The organism is Synergistota bacterium (assembly GCA_025060595.1).
Taxonomy (GTDB): domain Bacteria; phylum Synergistota; class GBS-1; order GBS-1; family GBS-1; genus 42-11.
On record JANXBX010000004.1, the window covers coordinates 42,863 to 59,702 of the forward strand.

Annotated in this window: 16 protein-coding genes and 1 other RNA gene; all 17 read right to left on the reverse strand. The window is 37.7% G+C overall.

Annotated features, from left to right (window positions below):
• Positions 1 to 9 precede the first annotated feature (9 nt).
• The 17 genes from ftsA to NZ900_03810 all read right to left on the reverse strand — a co-directional run bounded on the left by ftsA (position 10) and on the right by NZ900_03810 (position 16,837).
• A complete protein-coding gene (gene ftsA / locus NZ900_03730) occupies positions 10 to 1,266 on the reverse strand; it encodes a cell division protein FtsA (protein MCS7233206.1) in 1,257 nt (418 codons plus the stop codon).
• Entirely contained in the window at positions 1,263 to 1,967 is a 705-nt protein-coding gene (locus NZ900_03735) for an FtsQ-type POTRA domain-containing protein (protein ID MCS7233207.1), read from the reverse strand. Before NZ900_03735 ends, ftsA begins: the two co-directional genes overlap by 4 nt.
• Positions 1,951 to 2,850 carry a UDP-N-acetylmuramate dehydrogenase gene (gene murB / locus NZ900_03740; GenBank protein ID MCS7233208.1) on the reverse strand — a complete coding sequence of 300 codons (900 nt, stop codon included), beginning with the start codon at positions 2,848 to 2,850 and terminating at the stop codon, positions 1,951 to 1,953. Before murB ends, NZ900_03735 begins: the two co-directional genes overlap by 17 nt.
• Complete coding sequence (gene murC / locus NZ900_03745) at positions 2,850 to 4,184, reverse strand: UDP-N-acetylmuramate--L-alanine ligase (GenBank protein MCS7233209.1); 1,335 nt, start codon at positions 4,182 to 4,184, stop codon at positions 2,850 to 2,852. Before murC ends, murB begins: the two co-directional genes overlap by 1 nt.
• Positions 4,165 to 5,253 carry an undecaprenyldiphospho-muramoylpentapeptide beta-N-acetylglucosaminyltransferase gene (murG, locus tag NZ900_03750; protein MCS7233210.1) on the reverse strand — a complete coding sequence of 363 codons (1,089 nt, stop codon included), beginning with the start codon at positions 5,251 to 5,253 and terminating at the stop codon, positions 4,165 to 4,167. The genes murC and murG overlap by 20 nt, the downstream gene beginning before the upstream one ends.
• Positions 5,243 to 6,271 carry a putative lipid II flippase FtsW gene (gene ftsW / locus NZ900_03755; protein MCS7233211.1) on the reverse strand — a complete coding sequence of 343 codons (1,029 nt, stop codon included), beginning with the start codon at positions 6,269 to 6,271 and terminating at the stop codon, positions 5,243 to 5,245. The genes murG and ftsW overlap by 11 nt, the downstream gene beginning before the upstream one ends.
• A gap of 41 nt (positions 6,272 to 6,312) precedes the next feature.
• Positions 6,313 to 7,659, reverse strand: coding sequence for a UDP-N-acetylmuramoyl-L-alanine--D-glutamate ligase (murD, locus tag NZ900_03760; GenBank protein MCS7233212.1), 1,347 nt, complete (start codon positions 7,657 to 7,659; stop codon positions 6,313 to 6,315).
• 5 nt (positions 7,660 to 7,664) lie between these two features.
• On the reverse strand, positions 7,665 to 8,615 hold the full coding sequence (mraY, locus tag NZ900_03765; GenBank protein ID MCS7233213.1) for a phospho-N-acetylmuramoyl-pentapeptide-transferase: 951 nt from the start codon (positions 8,613 to 8,615) through the stop codon (positions 7,665 to 7,667).
• 7 nt (positions 8,616 to 8,622) lie between these two features.
• Positions 8,623 to 10,074: a UDP-N-acetylmuramoyl-L-alanyl-D-glutamate--2,6-diaminopimelate ligase gene (locus tag NZ900_03770; GenBank protein ID MCS7233214.1), complete on the reverse strand. Its 1,452-nt coding sequence runs from the start codon at positions 10,072 to 10,074 to the stop codon at positions 8,623 to 8,625.
• Entirely contained in the window at positions 10,071 to 11,690 is a 1,620-nt protein-coding gene (locus NZ900_03775; protein MCS7233215.1) for a penicillin-binding protein 2, read from the reverse strand. Before NZ900_03775 ends, NZ900_03770 begins: the two co-directional genes overlap by 4 nt.
• 44 nt (positions 11,691 to 11,734) lie before the next feature.
• Entirely contained in the window at positions 11,735 to 12,031 is a 297-nt protein-coding gene (locus NZ900_03780) for a hypothetical protein (protein ID MCS7233216.1), read from the reverse strand.
• Positions 11,952 to 12,914: a 16S rRNA (cytosine(1402)-N(4))-methyltransferase RsmH gene (rsmH, locus tag NZ900_03785; protein ID MCS7233217.1), complete on the reverse strand. Its 963-nt coding sequence runs from the start codon at positions 12,912 to 12,914 to the stop codon at positions 11,952 to 11,954. The genes NZ900_03780 and rsmH overlap by 80 nt, the downstream gene beginning before the upstream one ends.
• The gene (gene mraZ / locus NZ900_03790) at positions 12,915 to 13,340 is read right to left on the reverse strand and encodes a division/cell wall cluster transcriptional repressor MraZ (GenBank protein ID MCS7233218.1); all 426 of its coding nucleotides are present in this window, start codon (positions 13,338 to 13,340) and stop codon (positions 12,915 to 12,917) included.
• A 54-nt stretch (positions 13,341 to 13,394) separates the two neighbouring features.
• Positions 13,395 to 13,745, reverse strand: an RNA gene (rnpB, locus tag NZ900_03795) — RNase P RNA component class A.
• A 78-nt stretch (positions 13,746 to 13,823) separates the two neighbouring features.
• Positions 13,824 to 14,567 carry a ribonuclease PH gene (gene rph, locus NZ900_03800; protein ID MCS7233219.1) on the reverse strand — a complete coding sequence of 248 codons (744 nt, stop codon included), beginning with the start codon at positions 14,565 to 14,567 and terminating at the stop codon, positions 13,824 to 13,826.
• Positions 14,568 to 14,587: 20 nt separating this feature from the next.
• Entirely contained in the window at positions 14,588 to 15,193 is a 606-nt protein-coding gene (locus NZ900_03805; GenBank protein MCS7233220.1) for a GerMN domain-containing protein, read from the reverse strand.
• Positions 15,194 to 15,208: 15 nt separating this feature from the next.
• Positions 15,209 to 16,837, reverse strand: coding sequence for an N-acetylmuramoyl-L-alanine amidase family protein (locus NZ900_03810; protein ID MCS7233221.1), 1,629 nt, complete (start codon positions 16,835 to 16,837; stop codon positions 15,209 to 15,211).
• Positions 16,838 to 16,840: the final 3 nt, after the last annotated feature.

The window sequence follows — 16,840 nt, forward strand, 5'->3', positions numbered from 1 at the left end:
TTCACAACCTTAAAAGAATTCAACAAACATTCTTATCAACTTTTCTTTCAATTTACTTAACCACCCTCCACCTACAACAGAATTAGTTTTTAAATTCTTTTCCCCGGAACCCCTTTGTTGAAAACCATATTTAACCAAACCTACAACAGTAGAAAATATGGGACTCGAAATCATTTCCGATAATCCTCCCATCTCCCTTGGCTTACCAACCCTAACAGGTAAATCTAATATTCGCATAGCCAAATCATCTATTCCCTTCAAAAGAGCTACTCCGCCAGTTAAAACTACACCTGCTGGCAAATACATTAAACATTGGGATTTCTTCAGGTTTTCCTTAACAAGAAGGAATATCTCTCCTACCCTGGCTTCAATAACATCACAAAGCTCCCTATGGGATATTTTACTTCCAGAACCCCCTTTCCCTAAAACAGTCTTAAGCTCTATATCCAATCCACTTTCAGCATGATCAACAGAAGCACAGCCATACTTTATTTTTATCTCTTCCGCCATATTGAGCGGAATCTTAAATATAGCAGCTATATCACTTGTTATATGATCCCCACCAACAGGTATAACTGCAGCATGACGTATATTACCTTCAAAGAAAACAGCTATATCAGTAGTACCACCACCAATATCTACAACAAGAGCACCAAGCTCTTTCTCGGTAGGAGATAAAACAGCCTCAGCTGAAGCTATCGGCTCTAATAACATACCCTCGAGGTTAAGCCCTGCTCTAGTTACACAATTTACAGTACTTTGAATGGAAGTATAAGAACCCAATATTATTAGAACTTCCGCTTCAAGCTTTATTCCAGCCATACCTACAGGGTCTTTTATTCCTCTTTGTCCATCCACTATAAACTCCATAGGTAAGATATGTATAACTTTCTTATCCTGAGGAATAGAAACGGTCTGAGCTGCTTCCATTACTCTATTTAAATCCGCAAAAGTAATTTCACGGGCCTCCCCACTTACTAAAGTAACTCCACGGTTACGCAATGTAGAAATATGCGATCCCGCCACACCTACATAAACACTTGTTACATTGACTCCAGATCTTTGAGATACTTCAGAGATAACCTTGCTAACCCCATCTATTACTCCATCGAGGTCCACTATTACCCCTTTTCTCATACCTCTCGACCTAACAAGACTTAAACCTTTTACTTCAAGCTCCCCACTTTCATTAGGTTCTGCAACAAGAGCACAAATTTTTGTAGTACCTATATCAAGCCCAACTATGGCCTCCGGTCTTCCTCTCATCTTTCCCTCTCCCTTACTATTACCATATCACTAAATCTCAGATCAAAAATCAAACCCTTTCCTTTAGCAGGAAATTTACTACGTACCTTGTCTAATTTATACATGCTTAAGGAAACATCCCCACTTCGCGGGAGAAAAATTTCACAATCCTCCTTCTTAATCTGAAAACAATTTTCCTTTATATATACTTCTTCAATCTTTTCCAAAAAAGAGAACAACTTCAACAAATTTATCAAATTCGGATCCTCAGTTTCTTTACCAGGAAACCAAACAATTTCCTTATAATAAGTTACCACGCATAAGCCTTTTGGTAAGCTTTTCATGTATTCTTTTCCAACGCTTAAAACTGGCCAAAGCAATCCTCTAACACTTATCAGCCATAAACCATTAGGAGCCCTTACAATAGCAATCGGAATCTGGTCCTCTAACCTTATAATCAAGGAAGAAGGATATTTTTTACGTATCTCTAAAACCTTAACAAACCACCTTTTTTCTATTTCAAAAGCTATACTTTCTTCATCTATTAACCAAATATTCTCCCCTATAGGAAGAAGATGATTTTTCTTTAAGTCTTCTAAAGTTAACGAAGAACCATTTTTAAGCTCACAATTCTTTATTTTGAAATATTCCGATCTAAATAGAAAATAGTAAAAACCTACACCTAAAGTTATAAGAACAAATAGCTTAAATATAAATCGCAATTTCAGGTTCAAGCTCAATTCCAAATTTTTCCCTTACTCTTTCTTTTATAACTTCCATTAGTTGAAGTACATCCCTCGCTTTCGCTCCGCCAATATTTATTATAAAGTTAGCATGGCTTTCTGAAACTTTAGCTCCACCTATGACCATTCCCTTACAACCTGCTTGTTCTATTAGTCTGCCGGCATAATCTCCTGGAGGATTCTTAAATATACATCCAGCACTTGGATAAGAAAAAGGTTGTTTTTTTCTCTTTTCCCAAAAGCTCCTTATTCTCTTAGCTATATCAGCAGGGGTAGAAGGCTCTAAACGTAAGACTACTCTCCATATAAACCACTTTTTTTCTTGGAAGTTAGAATATCTATAAGAAAAAACCATGTCTTTATCGAAAAGTTCGCTTATCTCTCCATCTTCCTTTATAACAGTTACCTTTTCCACAAGAGAACCTATCGCATGAGAATTCGCTCCGGCATTTGTCCATATAGCCCCTCCTACAGAACCAGGTATACCTATAGCAAACTCTAAACCGGAAAGCCCTTTCTCTTGAGATAGGTTTATAAGCCTTTTAAGAGGAACCCCAGCCTGGGCCTCGATCCTAAACTTGTCAAGAAAACATACGTTTTGCAAATTTTTTCCTTCACTAAATTTTAGAACTATTCCCCTAAATCCATCATCACCCACAAGAATATTACTCCCATGCCCAACAAACAAAAAATTAATACCTGCCTCATTGCAAAACGTTATCGTCCTCCTAACATCATCCACATCTTCAGGAATTATAAGGTAATCAGCCGGACCACCGATGCCTATTGAGGTATGATTAGAAAGAGCTTCTCCTTTTAATATAACACCCTTTATTTTACTAAGAAGACGTTCTATCTTCATCAACAACCCTCCTTAAACTTAGCAAGTAGGGCTTTACTGAGTTTATATATATCTCCTGCTCCTATAGTAATAAAAAGGTCTCCACTTTTCAACTCCTCCATTAAAACTTTTTGTGCATCCTCTATATTTGAAAAAAAGTAAATATTCGGTTTCTTTTTAAAGCACAAAACTTCATAAATAAGCTTTCCGCTTATCCCTTCTATTGGCGGTTCAGAAGCAGAATATATCTCCATGACCCCGATCCAGTCAGCTAATTCTAACGACTCTGCCATTTCTTTATACATTCTACTTGTTCTCGAATAGCGATGAGGTTGAAAAACAACAACCAATCTTCTATCCACCCATAAATCCTTCAAGGTCTTTAAAACTGCTCTTATTTCAGTTGGATGATGAGCATAGTCGTCCATAAAGAGAATACCGTTAAACTCACCTAGCAATTCCATCCTTCTTCTAACCCCTTTAAAACCTTGAAGAGATTCTATAACCTTACCATGATCTAAACCGATTTCTTTAGATAACGCTATTACCCCTAGAGCATTGTATAAGTTATGTCTACCAGCAACTGAGAGTCTTAAAGTACCTATTCCTTCCACAAACAAAGTACTTGAATCTATAACCTTACCTGTAAAGGATCCTCGAACAAATCCATAAGACAATCCTTTTAGGTTCATTCCATTTAATACTGGATCGTCAGCATTATATATTACTAACCTTGAAACTCTCGCAAGCTGATGAACTTTATCCTTAAGATCTTCAAAATCAACGTAGTTTTCCAGATGCTCCTCTTCCAGATTTGTAATTATCAAGTAATCAAGCCTTGATAAAAAGAGAAAACTTCCATCACTTTCATCAACTTCAGCCACAAAAAATTCACCATTACCCATTCTATAATTGCCACCAATATAAGGATAATCACCTCCTATCACACCTATAGGATCAAACCCCGAATCTATAAACAGCTTTATAACCATCGCTGATGTGGTCGTTTTACCATGTGTTCCTGTTACCCCCACTCTTCTATAAGAACTCATAAGAAACTCAAGCAGCTCAGCTCTATGCATTACCCTTAATCCTTGTCTGATAGCAAAAGATAGTTCTGGATTCTTTTTATCTATAGCAGAAGAATACACAACATTTTGGGCATCTCCTATATTAGAAGGATCATGGCTACGAAAAACTTTTATCCCTTTCTGAATGAGTTTCTCTAGAAAAGGGGATTCTCCAACATCGGAACCAGAAACACGGTAACCCATATCATGCAACATAAAAGCTAAAGAGCTCATCCCAACTCCGCCTATGCCTATAAAATGATACCTATCTTTTTTTCCAAACAAGATTTAATACCACCTTTCCAAGAAGCTGTGCAGAATTCTCCCTATTTGCCCGCCTTATTCTATATTCCCTTTTTAGAAGTTCATAAAGCTTTGAAGAGGTTAATTCTTCATCTTTAATCAAAACAGCTTGTCCTTCTCTCTCTAAAAGGCGAGCATTAAAAAATTGATGATTCCCAGTACTATGAGGGTAAGGAACAAGGATCGCTGGTAACCCTAAAACTCTAAGCTCTGCTACTGTGCTTGCACCTGCTCTTGAAAGAACCAAATCCGCTGCACCATATGCATCCCATATATTATCGATATAAGGTAAAACCCTAACGTACATCAATAAACTGCTTTTAACAAACCTAAGAGCTTCGTTAACTTCATCGAAGTTCTCCTTACCAGTAACAAGTATAATCCCCCAGTCTTCTAAAGAACCCTCGAAGCCTCCGTCCTTTAAAAAGCCCACTATGGCATCGTTTACCCTTTTCGCACCCAGGCTTCCCCCAAAAGCAAAAAGGACCTTTCTCCCCTCTAGCCCCCACTTTTTTTTCGTTGCTCCAAGAGTAATCTTCAAAATTTCCTCCCTCACTGGGTTCCCAGTTACAACACACTTCTTAATCAAGTCTTTTCTTAGAAATTGCATTGTTTCTTCATAAGAGATAGATATTCTGTCAACAAGAGGTGCTAAAATTCTAGTTGAAAGACCAGGCTTTACATCCTGCTCATGAATAAGGGTTCTAATTCCTAACAATTTTCCTGCCAAAATAGGAGGAACCTCCCCATATCCTCCCATTCCAACTATAAGATCAGGCATGAAATACTTTATCAACTTAATACAGTGAAATACTGCTAAGCCTATTTTTAAAACTCTCTTCACATTCTCAAAACAGAACCTTCTATGCAAACCCCTATAGGAAAGTTCTTTGCAATTATATCCTTTCTCCACAATAATTTTACTTTCTCCCCTATCAGAAGTCACAAAGAAAACATCTATTCCTTCTTTCTTTAGAAAATCTGCCAATGCCAAGGCTGGATAAACATGTCCACCAGTCCCAGCAGATGCTATTAAAACCCTACCTTTCAATTTTATCTTCCCTCCTAGATATACTCAGAAGGATGCCTACACAGGACATGTTAACTAGCATACTCGAACCCCCATAACTTAAAAATGGAAGAGGCATACCAGTGCAAGGTATAAAATTCGTAACTCCACCTAAATTTATAAAAGCTTGTAGTAACATTAAAAAGGTAATTCCCATACCTAGAAGCTTACCAAAGGTGATGCTTGCCTTCCTCGCGATTTGAAACGATGTCCAACCTATCAAGCCATACAAGGTAAGAACTAAAAAGCTACCAACCAGACCCAGCTCTTCTCCCACTACAGAAAAAATAAAATCAGTGTAGGGTGCAGGAAGATAATAAAACTTTTGTAAACCTCTTCCTAACCCAGTTCCCCAAATACCACCTATACCAAAAGCCAATAAAGACTGAATTATTTGATATCCATATCCGTGAGGTGAAGACCAAGGATCCCAAAAAGCTAGTATCCTCATTCTCCTATAAGGCTCTATCCATATGAATAAAACTCCTAAAGTAACCAAGAAAACTAAAATAATTAATATTCTTAAAGTACTTATTCCACCAACCCACCACAGTATAATACTAACTCCAACTATAACAACAGCAGTTCCCAAGTCTGGCTGAAATAAAACCAAACCCGCTGATACAAGCGTAATAATCAATAAAGGCAAAAGAACCTCTTTAAAGTTATTCAATATTTCCTGCTTTCTTGTTAGGAAAGAAGCAGTATAAATCACAATACTAAGTTTTACAAGCTCAGCAGGTTGAAAGGTAAATCCCCATCCGATTTTAATCCATCTATAAGCCCCTCCCCTTGCTTCTCCTCCGTAAAACAAAGTAATCAAAAGCAAGAAAATGGAAACAAACATCAATGGTTTACTTAGAGCAAAAAGCTTTACATAATCCATTCTTATCAGTAAGTTCAAAGCAACTAAGCCAATTCCTATAGATATAAGATGTTTTTTAAAAAGGGCAAAACCTTCACCATTTCTACAGCCAGGAGGAGCTGTAGAGCTTAATATTTCAAGGGTGCTTATAACTAAAAGAATTGCTACGCTTACTATTAAAAGTCTTTCTGGAGATTTAATACCGCTCGTTTAAATACCCTTCCCCTTTCCTCAAAGTTAGAAAACATATCAAAACTTGCACAAGCCGGTGAAAGAAGCACAATTTCTCCTCTTCTAGCAACAGAATGAGCCAAACTAACAGCCTCTTCCATGCTTGACACAGAAAAGATTCTATCCTCAGAAAAACCCTCTCTCTGAACCGCTTCTTTTATAATCGGCCCATCTTCACCAAGAAGAACAAGGACCCTTACCTTTTCTATTATCTTTTTAGCAAGTTTCTCATAACCCGCCTTCTTACCCCTTCCACCAGCTATTAAGATAATAGGAGCTTCAAATGAATCGAGAGCCATTAAGGTAGAAACTACATTCGTTCCCTTAGAGTCATTTATATAAGTTACTCCATCGATCTCAGCAACGAATTCTAACCTATGTTCTAATCCAGAAAACTCCCTTAAAACTTTAGCTATAGCTTCCTTTTTTGCTCCAGCCTGATAGGCCATACCAGAGGCACACAGAGAATTTTCTAAGTTATGAGGTCCCTTCAATTTAATTTCGCTTACTTTAATAATCTCTTCTCCTAAAACAATCATCTTACTATCTATAACGCCAGCCCCTCGCTCCGGAAGCCCGTCTTTCCAAAAAAGGTACTTTTGAGAAACAAAATTAACATCTTTTAACAAGTTATCACTCGCGTTAACCCATATACTATCTTCTTCTTTCTGGTTAGAAGCAATTTTAAGCTTAGCTCTCAAATAATTTTCCATAGTTTTATGACGATCAAGATGATCAGGTGTCACATTTAGTATCGCTGCAATTTTAGGAGAAAACTTCTCTATAGTTTCAAGCTGGTAACTTGAAACTTCAAGAACATAACAGTCAGCATCCTGTTGCTCCAACACTGCCCTAGAAAAAGGATATCCTATGTTTCCTGCTAAAATCGACCGCATTCCTGAAGCCTTCAACATCAGATCAAGAAGTGTTACTGTTGTACTTTTCCCATTCGTTCCAGTAACAGCATAAATTGGAACGTTGGAAAACCATGAAGCCACCTCTATCTCCCCATAAATAGATATCCCCCTTTCCCTAGCTTCTGAAAGTATAGGAATATCAAGAGAGACACCAGGACTAACAGCTATAAAGTCAGCATCAAGCACTCTCTTACTATGCTCTCCGATTTCGAAGTCCACACCCAGCCTCTCTAATTCCCCTATAGAGTCCTTTTTCTCTAAAGAATTCTCACTCACAAAAACCCTAGCTCCTTTAGCTTTTAGAAGGTAAGCTAAACCTAAACCACTTCTCGAAGCTCCTATTATAGAAACTCTCTTACCTTCGATTTGCTTCATCATTTTCACCACCCAAACTTATAAAACATTACTCCTAATATTGAAAGCCCCAACTCTATGCTCCAAAAAAATTTAACAACCTTTTGTTCTTTCCACCCTTTAAGCTCAAAGTGATGATGAAGTGGACTCATAAGAAAAACCCTTTTCTTTCTAAATTTATAACTCGCGATCTGTATTATCACACTAAGAGTGTCAATTAAAAATATCCCGCAAATAAAGGGCATCAGTATCTCAACTTTCAAAACCAAACCTAAGGAAGCTAGAACCCCTCCTAAAAACATGGCTCCCATATCCCCCATAAACATCTTAGCCGGATAACGATTATAGTAAAGGAATCCTACGAGAGACCCTATAAGTATCAGTATCAAGATAGCAATCTCTATCTTACCTTGCAGTAAAGATATAATAAGGAGAGCTGAAAAGGCTATTATTGAACTCCCACATGCTAAACCATCGAGTCCATCGGTTATATTCACCGCATTCATACAGGCTAAAAATAAAAATATAACAAAAGGAGAATAAATTTCTCCAAAATTTACTTTAAACATAAAAGGAAAAAAAACTTCTGGGTCATAAAGATTCGATTTAAAAAGAAAAATTAAACAAAACAATGCAACAACAGATTGAAGAAACAACTTTTTTCTTGGCTTAACTCCATCAGTTCTCTTTTTAACTTTAACTATATCATCTATAAGTCCAACAAAAGAGCATAGGATCCCTGATATGACTATGTACACAACTTCTTTTATAGGAAGGTCCATTAAAAGAAAAACTCCTATCAAAAAAGATAGAACAAAAGAAATGCCCCCCATTGTAGGTGTTCCAGTTTTAACAAAATGATTCTTAGGTCCGTAGTTTTTTATGGGCTGCCATATACTAAACTTTTTTAAATAAGCTAAAATAAGATAACCTAGAAATAACGAAATAAACAGTGATATAGTAAAAGCCTTTAACATTTTGACTTTAACCCCTTAATCCTAAGATCTTTTCTACAACCTCCCTATCTGAAAAATACCTTATCTGCCCTTTTATCTCAAAGTAATCCTCATGACCCTTCCCAGCAACTAAAACGACATCGCCTGGAGATGCTTCCTCTATAGCCTTTTCTATGGCCCTTTTCCTATTCAAAACTATCTCATACTTTCCACCAACTAATTTACAACCCTCAGCTATTTGCTTAGCTATGTCCATCGGATTTTCCCAGCGAGCGTTATCCGAAGTTATAAAAACCTTGTAGCACATGGATGCCGCTATTTTTCCCATAATAGGTCTATTATCAACAAATCTATTTCCTCCTAAACCAAAAACACTAATGATCCTCTTAGGATTAAATCCTTCAATAGCCAGTAAAACTTTCTCAAGTGCATCGGGTGTATGAGCATAATCTATTACTACTGTAGGAAACCCTTCTTTCTTAAACACTTCCATTCTCCCAGGAACACCTTTAACAGCTTCAATACCTTCTTTTATGACCGTTAAATCCAATCCCAAAGATATTCCGCAAGCAACAGAAGCTAAGATATTATAAACGTTAAACATTCCCATAAGAGAACTGCTTATATAAAGAACTCCTATAGGGGTTTCTATTTCAATATCCATTCCGCCAAACTTAAAATCAACTTTTTTTAACCTTACATCACTAAGAAAACTTTTTACACCATAAGATATGACTGGAGAAGCAGCTACATCTTTTATAAAAGAATAACTCTCATCATCCGCATTTAAAACCGATGATTTCTTGGTCTTTTTAAACAACTTAGCTTTTGAGTTTCTATAGTTTTCAAAAGTCCCGTGAAAATCAAGATGCTCTGGCGTTATGTTCGTCAGTATACCTATATCAAAATCTATAGAATCAACCCGATGAAGATCAAGAGAATGAGAGGAAACTTCCATAACCAGAGAATCATTTCCAGAATTTACTCCTTCACTTATAAATTCCATTATATCTGATGCTTCAGGAGTTGTTCTTGAAGCTGGAATAACCCTATCTCCAAACCGATACTCTATTGTGCCAAACAGCATAGGTTTGTAGCCCGCTTTCTCTAAAATAGATTTAATTAAAAAGGTAGTTGTAGTCTTACCATTAGTACCCGTAACCCCTATACATAGAAGTCCCCGAGAAGGTTCACCATAAACCCAAGAAGCAACCCAAGGAAGACTCTTTCTAACGGAATCCACTTTTATTTGAGGAATATCGCATTCGCAAAATCTCTCAACAAGTGCTGCTACAGCTCCTCTCTTTTTAGCATCTTCTATATAAAGATGTCCATCAGTAGAAAAACCAGGAACACAGGCAAACATGTATCCCTCTTTAACTTTACGAGAATCATGAGTGACCCCTTTAACATGCTTATCCACAAGTTCCCCTTTTACTTCTACATTTCCCAATCTTTTTGCTATTTCTGCTAATTTCAATTTTTCACCCCCCAGCCGTAGATGTTAAATATAGCATTACCTATTTCTGCGAAAATAGGAGCAGCGACTTCTCCACCATAATATTCTCCTCCAGAGGGTCTGTCAATAATTACTAATATAATCCATTGCGGATCTTCCACAGGAAAATAACCAATGAAAGAAGAAATATATTCTCCTTTAAGATAACCCCCTTTTATTGGAATTTGAGCGGTTCCCGTTTTACCGGCCACCCTAATACCTGGAATGGAAGCTTTTTTACCTGTACCCCTTTCAACTACGGCAATAAGCATTTCTTCAAGTATTTTTGCAGTATCTCTAGAAATTACCCTTCTGACTTCCGTCCTGCTAGCCCTATAAACAACCTTCCCGTTATCCCTTAACTCTTTAACTACTACAGGTTTAAGCAATACGCCTTTGTTTGCTATCACATTCATGGCGTTAACAAGTTGAATTGGAGTAACCCCAATGCCCTGGCCAATACCTATAACAGCCCTGCTTGATCCATACCACTGTTGAGGTTCCCTTAATAACCCCTTTTCTTCCCCTGGGAGATCAACGTTAGTATAATCACCAAAGCCAAAACCTAATAAATATCTGTAAATAAGCTCAGGTGGCATTTTCAAAGCCAAACTTATCATACCCACATTGCACGACTCACTTACTACATCCAATAATGTCAAAGCTCCGTGAGTTTTAATATCCCCTATCTTCCTATCAGCATAAACTATATATCCTGGGCAAAAAAACCTCATTCCAGGATAAGCTATATTTTCCTCTATTGCAGCCGCCACAATAAAAGGCTTTAAGGTAGAGCCAGGTTCCAAAACCCATGAAATAGCATCATTTCTCTCCTTAACTAATGGATAAGTAGCCATAGCTAGAATTTCTGCAGTTTTAGATTCCAAAACTATAATACAACCACCTTTAGCTCTGTGTTTCACAATTGCATTCTTAAGTATATCTTCACATAAAGATTGAAGGATAGAATCTATAGTCAAAACAAGCTCTCTACGAGAAGTTCCAACTGGAAGTTCCAAAATCTTTTCATCAGGAATGGCTCCTCCGCCAGCATCTCTTCTCAAAAAGATTTCCTTTCTATCACCTCTTAAGAAATCCTCATAAGCATACTCTATTCCTGCTAAACCCTGATCATCTATGCCAGTAAATCCCAAAATGTTTAAGCCCATGTCACCATTAGGATAAAACCTTTTATCCTCTTCAACAAAGCCAAAAGATTTCAATTTTAATTCTTTAATTTTTTCTCTTATCTCTTCGGCCTCATCTTTAGGTATGTGCCTACGAACCCAAACAAACCTTCTTCCTTCCCCTATTTTATTTTCAAGTTCCTCAAGCGACATAGAAAGAATAAAAGCTATCTTCCTAAGTTTATCCCTATCAAGGCTTTCACCCGCAAATGGGTAGTAAAAAAGAGAATAATTTGGAACACTTAAAGCTAATATTTTACCCCTTTTATCGTATATCTCTCCTCGCCTGGAAGAAAAAGAAACAACAGTATTATGCTCCCTCCATGCATATAGCTTAAGTTTTTCGGACTCAAGAACCTGAAGTGTAAAAACGTGACTCCCTACAACCCCAAGAAGTAAAAGAAAAAACAATAAAACAATAAAACCTCTTCTAGTTATCTTCCTATCATCATTCATCACATAGAATCAGAAGCCCATGCTTTCGTAAAGATTTCCTTCCTAATATCCAAGTAAACTACCTTACCTTTATCATAAAAAATAAATCCGTTACTTTTTGCATACTTCTTAATCTTATCAGAGGAAGTTAACTCACCCAACTTTAAAAGAAGTTCTTGTCTCTCTTTAGCGAGAGCATCCAACCTTTTCTGTAAAAGGTCAACTTCATAACCAGCTTTAAGGCTTACAATTTGAAGTAGAACAATAACTATGCCGCAAAATATCAAGAGAATTATTAAAGCTCTTAAAAACTTCACCCTCCTTCACTCTCCTTATTGCTCTTAACCTAGCACTCCTTGAACGTGGATTCGACAGCACTTCCTTCTTTGACGGAAACAGCGTTCCTTTAACTACAAATTCTGCAACTTTTCCTTCACAAAGAGCTTTAAAAAGAAGTTTTACAATTCTATCCTCTAAAGAGTGATAAGATATAACGCAAATTACTCCTCCCACTTCTAAGAAATCAAAAGATTTCCTTAAACCCTCTTCTAAAGAGTTAAGTTCATCGTTAACTGCTATTCTCAAAGCTTGAAAAACTCTCCTTGCAGGATGTTTCCCCATCTTCCTCTGCAAAGGTTTAGGCAAAGCTTTTCTTATAACTTCAACTAGATCTAAAGTGGTCTCTATTTTCTCTTTTTCTCTTCTTTCAACTATAGCTTTAGCTATAATATAAGCGTTTCTTTCTTCTCCATAATCTTTAAAGAGTTTAACAAGTTGTTCTAAACTCGAATTATTAATTATATCTATCGCTTTCAATGAAGCATCTGGTCCCATTCTCATATCTAGTGGACCATTTTTAATAAAACTAAATCCTCGCGTTTCATCATCTATCTGAAGGGAAGAAACCCCCAGATCAAAGAGTACTCCTCTTACCTTCTTTATCCCTTGCGATTCGAGAACTACATCTATATCTCTAAAATTTGCCTGAATAAGCTTAACGTTATATCCACTTAAAAGAGTAGCTGCAATTTCAAGAGCTTTATTATCTCTATCTATCCCTATCAATAAACCATCAGGGAATATTTTCTCCGCTATCGCTTTAGCATGACCTCCTAATCCAACAGTAGCATCTATATAAATATCACCTGGTTTAGGGTCTAATATATTTATGACCTCCTCGAGCATCACAGGCACATGCATCTAAAAAATCTCCTCTGCAACTTCCTCGAACCTAGGAAGCACATCGTTTTCATAAACGTCCCATCTATCCTTCGCCCAAATCTCCACCCTATTACCAACCCCTATTATGGCCACCTCTTTCTCAAGTTTTGCATACTCCCGAAGAGTCAGAGGAATTTGAATCCTACCTTGAGCATCAATAGAAACCATAGAAGCACCTGCCAAAAGAAGTCTTAGAAAAGCTCTGACCTCTTTTTTAGCAAAAGAAAGAGAGTTAAAGCTATTAACTATACCTTCCCACTCCTCTAACGGAAACAAAAACAAGCACCTATCAAGCCCCCGGGTTAGAACAGCTTCTTTCCCTAATTTTTCCCTCATACTTGCAGGGATAAAAACTCTTCCCTTATTATCCACACTAAAAAAATAAGCTCCTACAAAAGTTTTCACCACTTTCCACCACTTTTACCCACAAAGTTATCCACATGGGGATAAAAAAATAAAAGGCGGAAGCAACCCGTAAGCCGAGTTCTGTTTTAGGTAGCCATCTATCTGGGGAACGGATCACTCCGTTCCTCAAGCAACCTACCCGAGGGAAGGGCGAGCAACCCTATCTCCCTCCTATTTGGTCTTGCTCCGGATGGGGTTTACCAAGCCTATCAGGTCGCCCTGATAGCTGGTGGGCTCTTACCCCACCTTTTCACCCTTGCCTCATTATAAAAATGAGGCGGTTTGTTTTCTGTGGCACTTTCCTTGGGGTCGCCCCCACTGGGAGTTACCCAGCATCCTGCTCTGTGGAGCTCGGACTTTCCTCAAGGAGCAAATGGATCTCCTTGCGGCTACCCAGTTGCTTCCACCTTTTTATATTTCAAGGTTCTAATAAGAATTGTAAACCAAGTATATACCCTAACAAGGGACTCTTGTCCCTTGCTTTTAAGCGCTTATTTTCTCAGATATATCCCCTAAAACTCTTCTCTGAATTTCTATAATTTCTTTTATACCACACCAAGCCAAAGTTAATAGTTTCTCAAGAGTAGAGTGAGAAAAAGCTCTATGTTCAGCTGTTCCCTGAATTTCGATATATTCACCCTTATCATTCATGACCACGTTCAAATCAACCTCTGCTCTAAAATCTTCATCAAAGCAGAGATCCAAAAGAAATTCCCCATCGACTATACCCACGCTAACAGCAGCAACAAAAAACTTCACAGGGAACTCCTCAATAACTCCTTCCATATAAAGCTTATATAAAGCTTCGGTAAGAGCAATAAATCCACCGTTTATAGAAGCTGTCCGTGTTCCACCATCAGCTTGAAGAACATCACAATCTATCCATACTGTCCTTTCACCAAGCCTATCAAGATCAACAGCAGCCCTTAAGGCTCTACCAATCATCCTCTGTATTTCAAAAGATCTTCCAGACGCTCTCCCTTTAATCATATAATCTCTCGGTGTTCTAATTTGCGTAGATCTCGGCAACATAGCATATTCAGCTGTTATCCACCCTTTCCCAGAACCCTTCAGAAAAGGAGGAACCTTGTCCTCCAAACTTGCTGTACATATAACTTGTGTATTTCCCATTTCTATCTTCACAGACCCTTCGGGATAAATCAGATACCCTCTTTCCATTTTGATAGGTCTAAGTTTTTCAGGACTTCTTCCATCTACCCTCGACATATATACGACCACTCCCCCATTTAAAATTTCCATATAGGTTCAAGAGGAAGAGATATATCTACATGACCCTTAAGGGTATCCAAGACCTTCCCATCTACTAGGAACTGAACCATTCTGATCTCTGGAAAACTCTTACAAACAGAATTAACTATGCTATATATTGTCATAAGCTCAGCATTACTTCCGCCAGGATGATTCTTAATGATTTCAGAAGAAAAATCCAAAAAAAGTACCCCCTTACCAACAAACACATGCTTTAATTCCACTCCTTGAGGAATTACCCTCTCTCTAGACTCAGACAGTATTTTAAAAAGATCCTTAACCATTTCCTCAATACTACTTTCAACTATCTCTCTAGTTCCCTCTACTAATTTCGCATACTGAGAATCTGGCAAGTACAGATAGATCAGCTTTTTGGATACTTCGGCCCTTTTTTCCTCTATCGAAGCCTTCTCAATTGGCATCTCCTTTACGGCTTTTTCTTCTTTTAGGAAAAACCTATGCTTAACCATGTAACCTACAAGGTGATATCCCCCCCAAATGGCTATAAAAACTATCGCTATAGCAGCTATAACCCTTCCCCATAGTATTCTCCTTCTATATTTTCTTCTCTCCGATCTTCTCATGACACTAACCCTCCATTACCTTATAGAAGAAAGATAAACGTCTAATCCATCAGCTAATAGCAAAGCTATCCTTTTTTGCCAAGACGAGGTTCTTAACAGTTTTTCATCCTTTGGATTACTCATAAAACCAATCTCTACCAACACTGCGGGCATCGCTGCTCCTCTTAAAACAAAAAACGGTGCTTGAGCCACCCTCTTTACAGGAGTTTCTAAGTTACCTTTACTCAAAGCCTTATAAACTTCCTCTGCCAATTTGGAACTCTCGTTTATTTTTACATTCTTCATCATGTCCTCTAGGATTCTAACAAGCATTTCCGTTTTACGCTTAACCTCCTCACTACCTAAGCCTACCTCCATATTCTCTCTCAAAGCCACAGCCATTGCAGAAGAGTCGCTCGGCAAAGACATGTAATAAACTTCACTACCATTAACTGAAGAAGAAAAACTAGCATTGCAATGAATGCTAATAAAAACATCAGCCCTCAGCTTATTAGCTATTTTCGTCCTTTCTTCTAATGGTATATAAATATCTTTGTCTCTCGTTAAGGCTACCCTATATCCCCGCTTTACCAATTCTTCTCTCAGATAAAGAGATATACTAAGAACAACATCCTTTTCCTTAGTACCCATTGGTCCAATTGTTCCAGGATCTGCGCCCCCATGTCCTGGATCTACAACTATAAGAAACTTACCCTTGCCCTTAACCTCTGCTTCTTCAGATCGAACAGAAATTCCCTGGGAAGGCCTTACTTCTGTAGCACTGGGAACTGGCGAAACAACCGAGGGAGAAGGCGCAGGTTGCCCTTTTCTTAATACATCCAACACAAGGCGAGGCGGTTGCTCTAAAATAAAATCTCTATAGATTGGGGTCCCCTCAACACCAACCTTTACCCTTGTCACACCTTCTCCAATTAAAATCTCAACATCTTTAACAAGACCATCCCTTATCTTGTAGACTTCCTCTTTTGAAGCTCTAACGGCCTTCAGGTTAACTACTATGTATCCGCCTTCAACCGAAATAGTATATTCCGGAATTTTAGAAAGATCAAAAACAATCCTAGTATAATTATTAGCAGAATAATATCTAACATTAGATAAAGAGAGAGACACATCAGGTTTGGTTGGAAGTATGCTAACTGGCGTTGCAGATGTAGACGGAGAAGGAGATACTTCCTCTACCTTACCAGGCAAGGGTAAAGTTGGCTTTTCAGATTGAGAACCTGAAAAAGAAGGCTCTCTTCCAAGAAACAGCAAATTTTTACTAGGGTCAAATTTTATAGATGTATTGCTCAAGATAAAACTAAGTGGGACGTATATTTTATTACCGACGGCTTTAGGAAAATTATCAAGAAGTTTGATCTTACCATCAACAAGAGCTGTTGGGTTATTTACCTGAAGTTGAAAAACTTTCTTCTCAATAACAAAACTGAAAGATCCATTTGTAGGATTATATTTAAAGTTTCCTCCTATAGCTTTAGCTAAATCTTCTGCAGAAACATAGTTTATACCATCAGAAACTATAATAGAGACGTTCCCCTTTTTCTCTCCATCGACAAACAAAGAAAGCTCTTGCCCTAAAACCCTATAGTGGGAAGCGAGAGAAAACAATAAGATTAAAAAAATTAAAAAGCTTTTTCGAAGCACCAA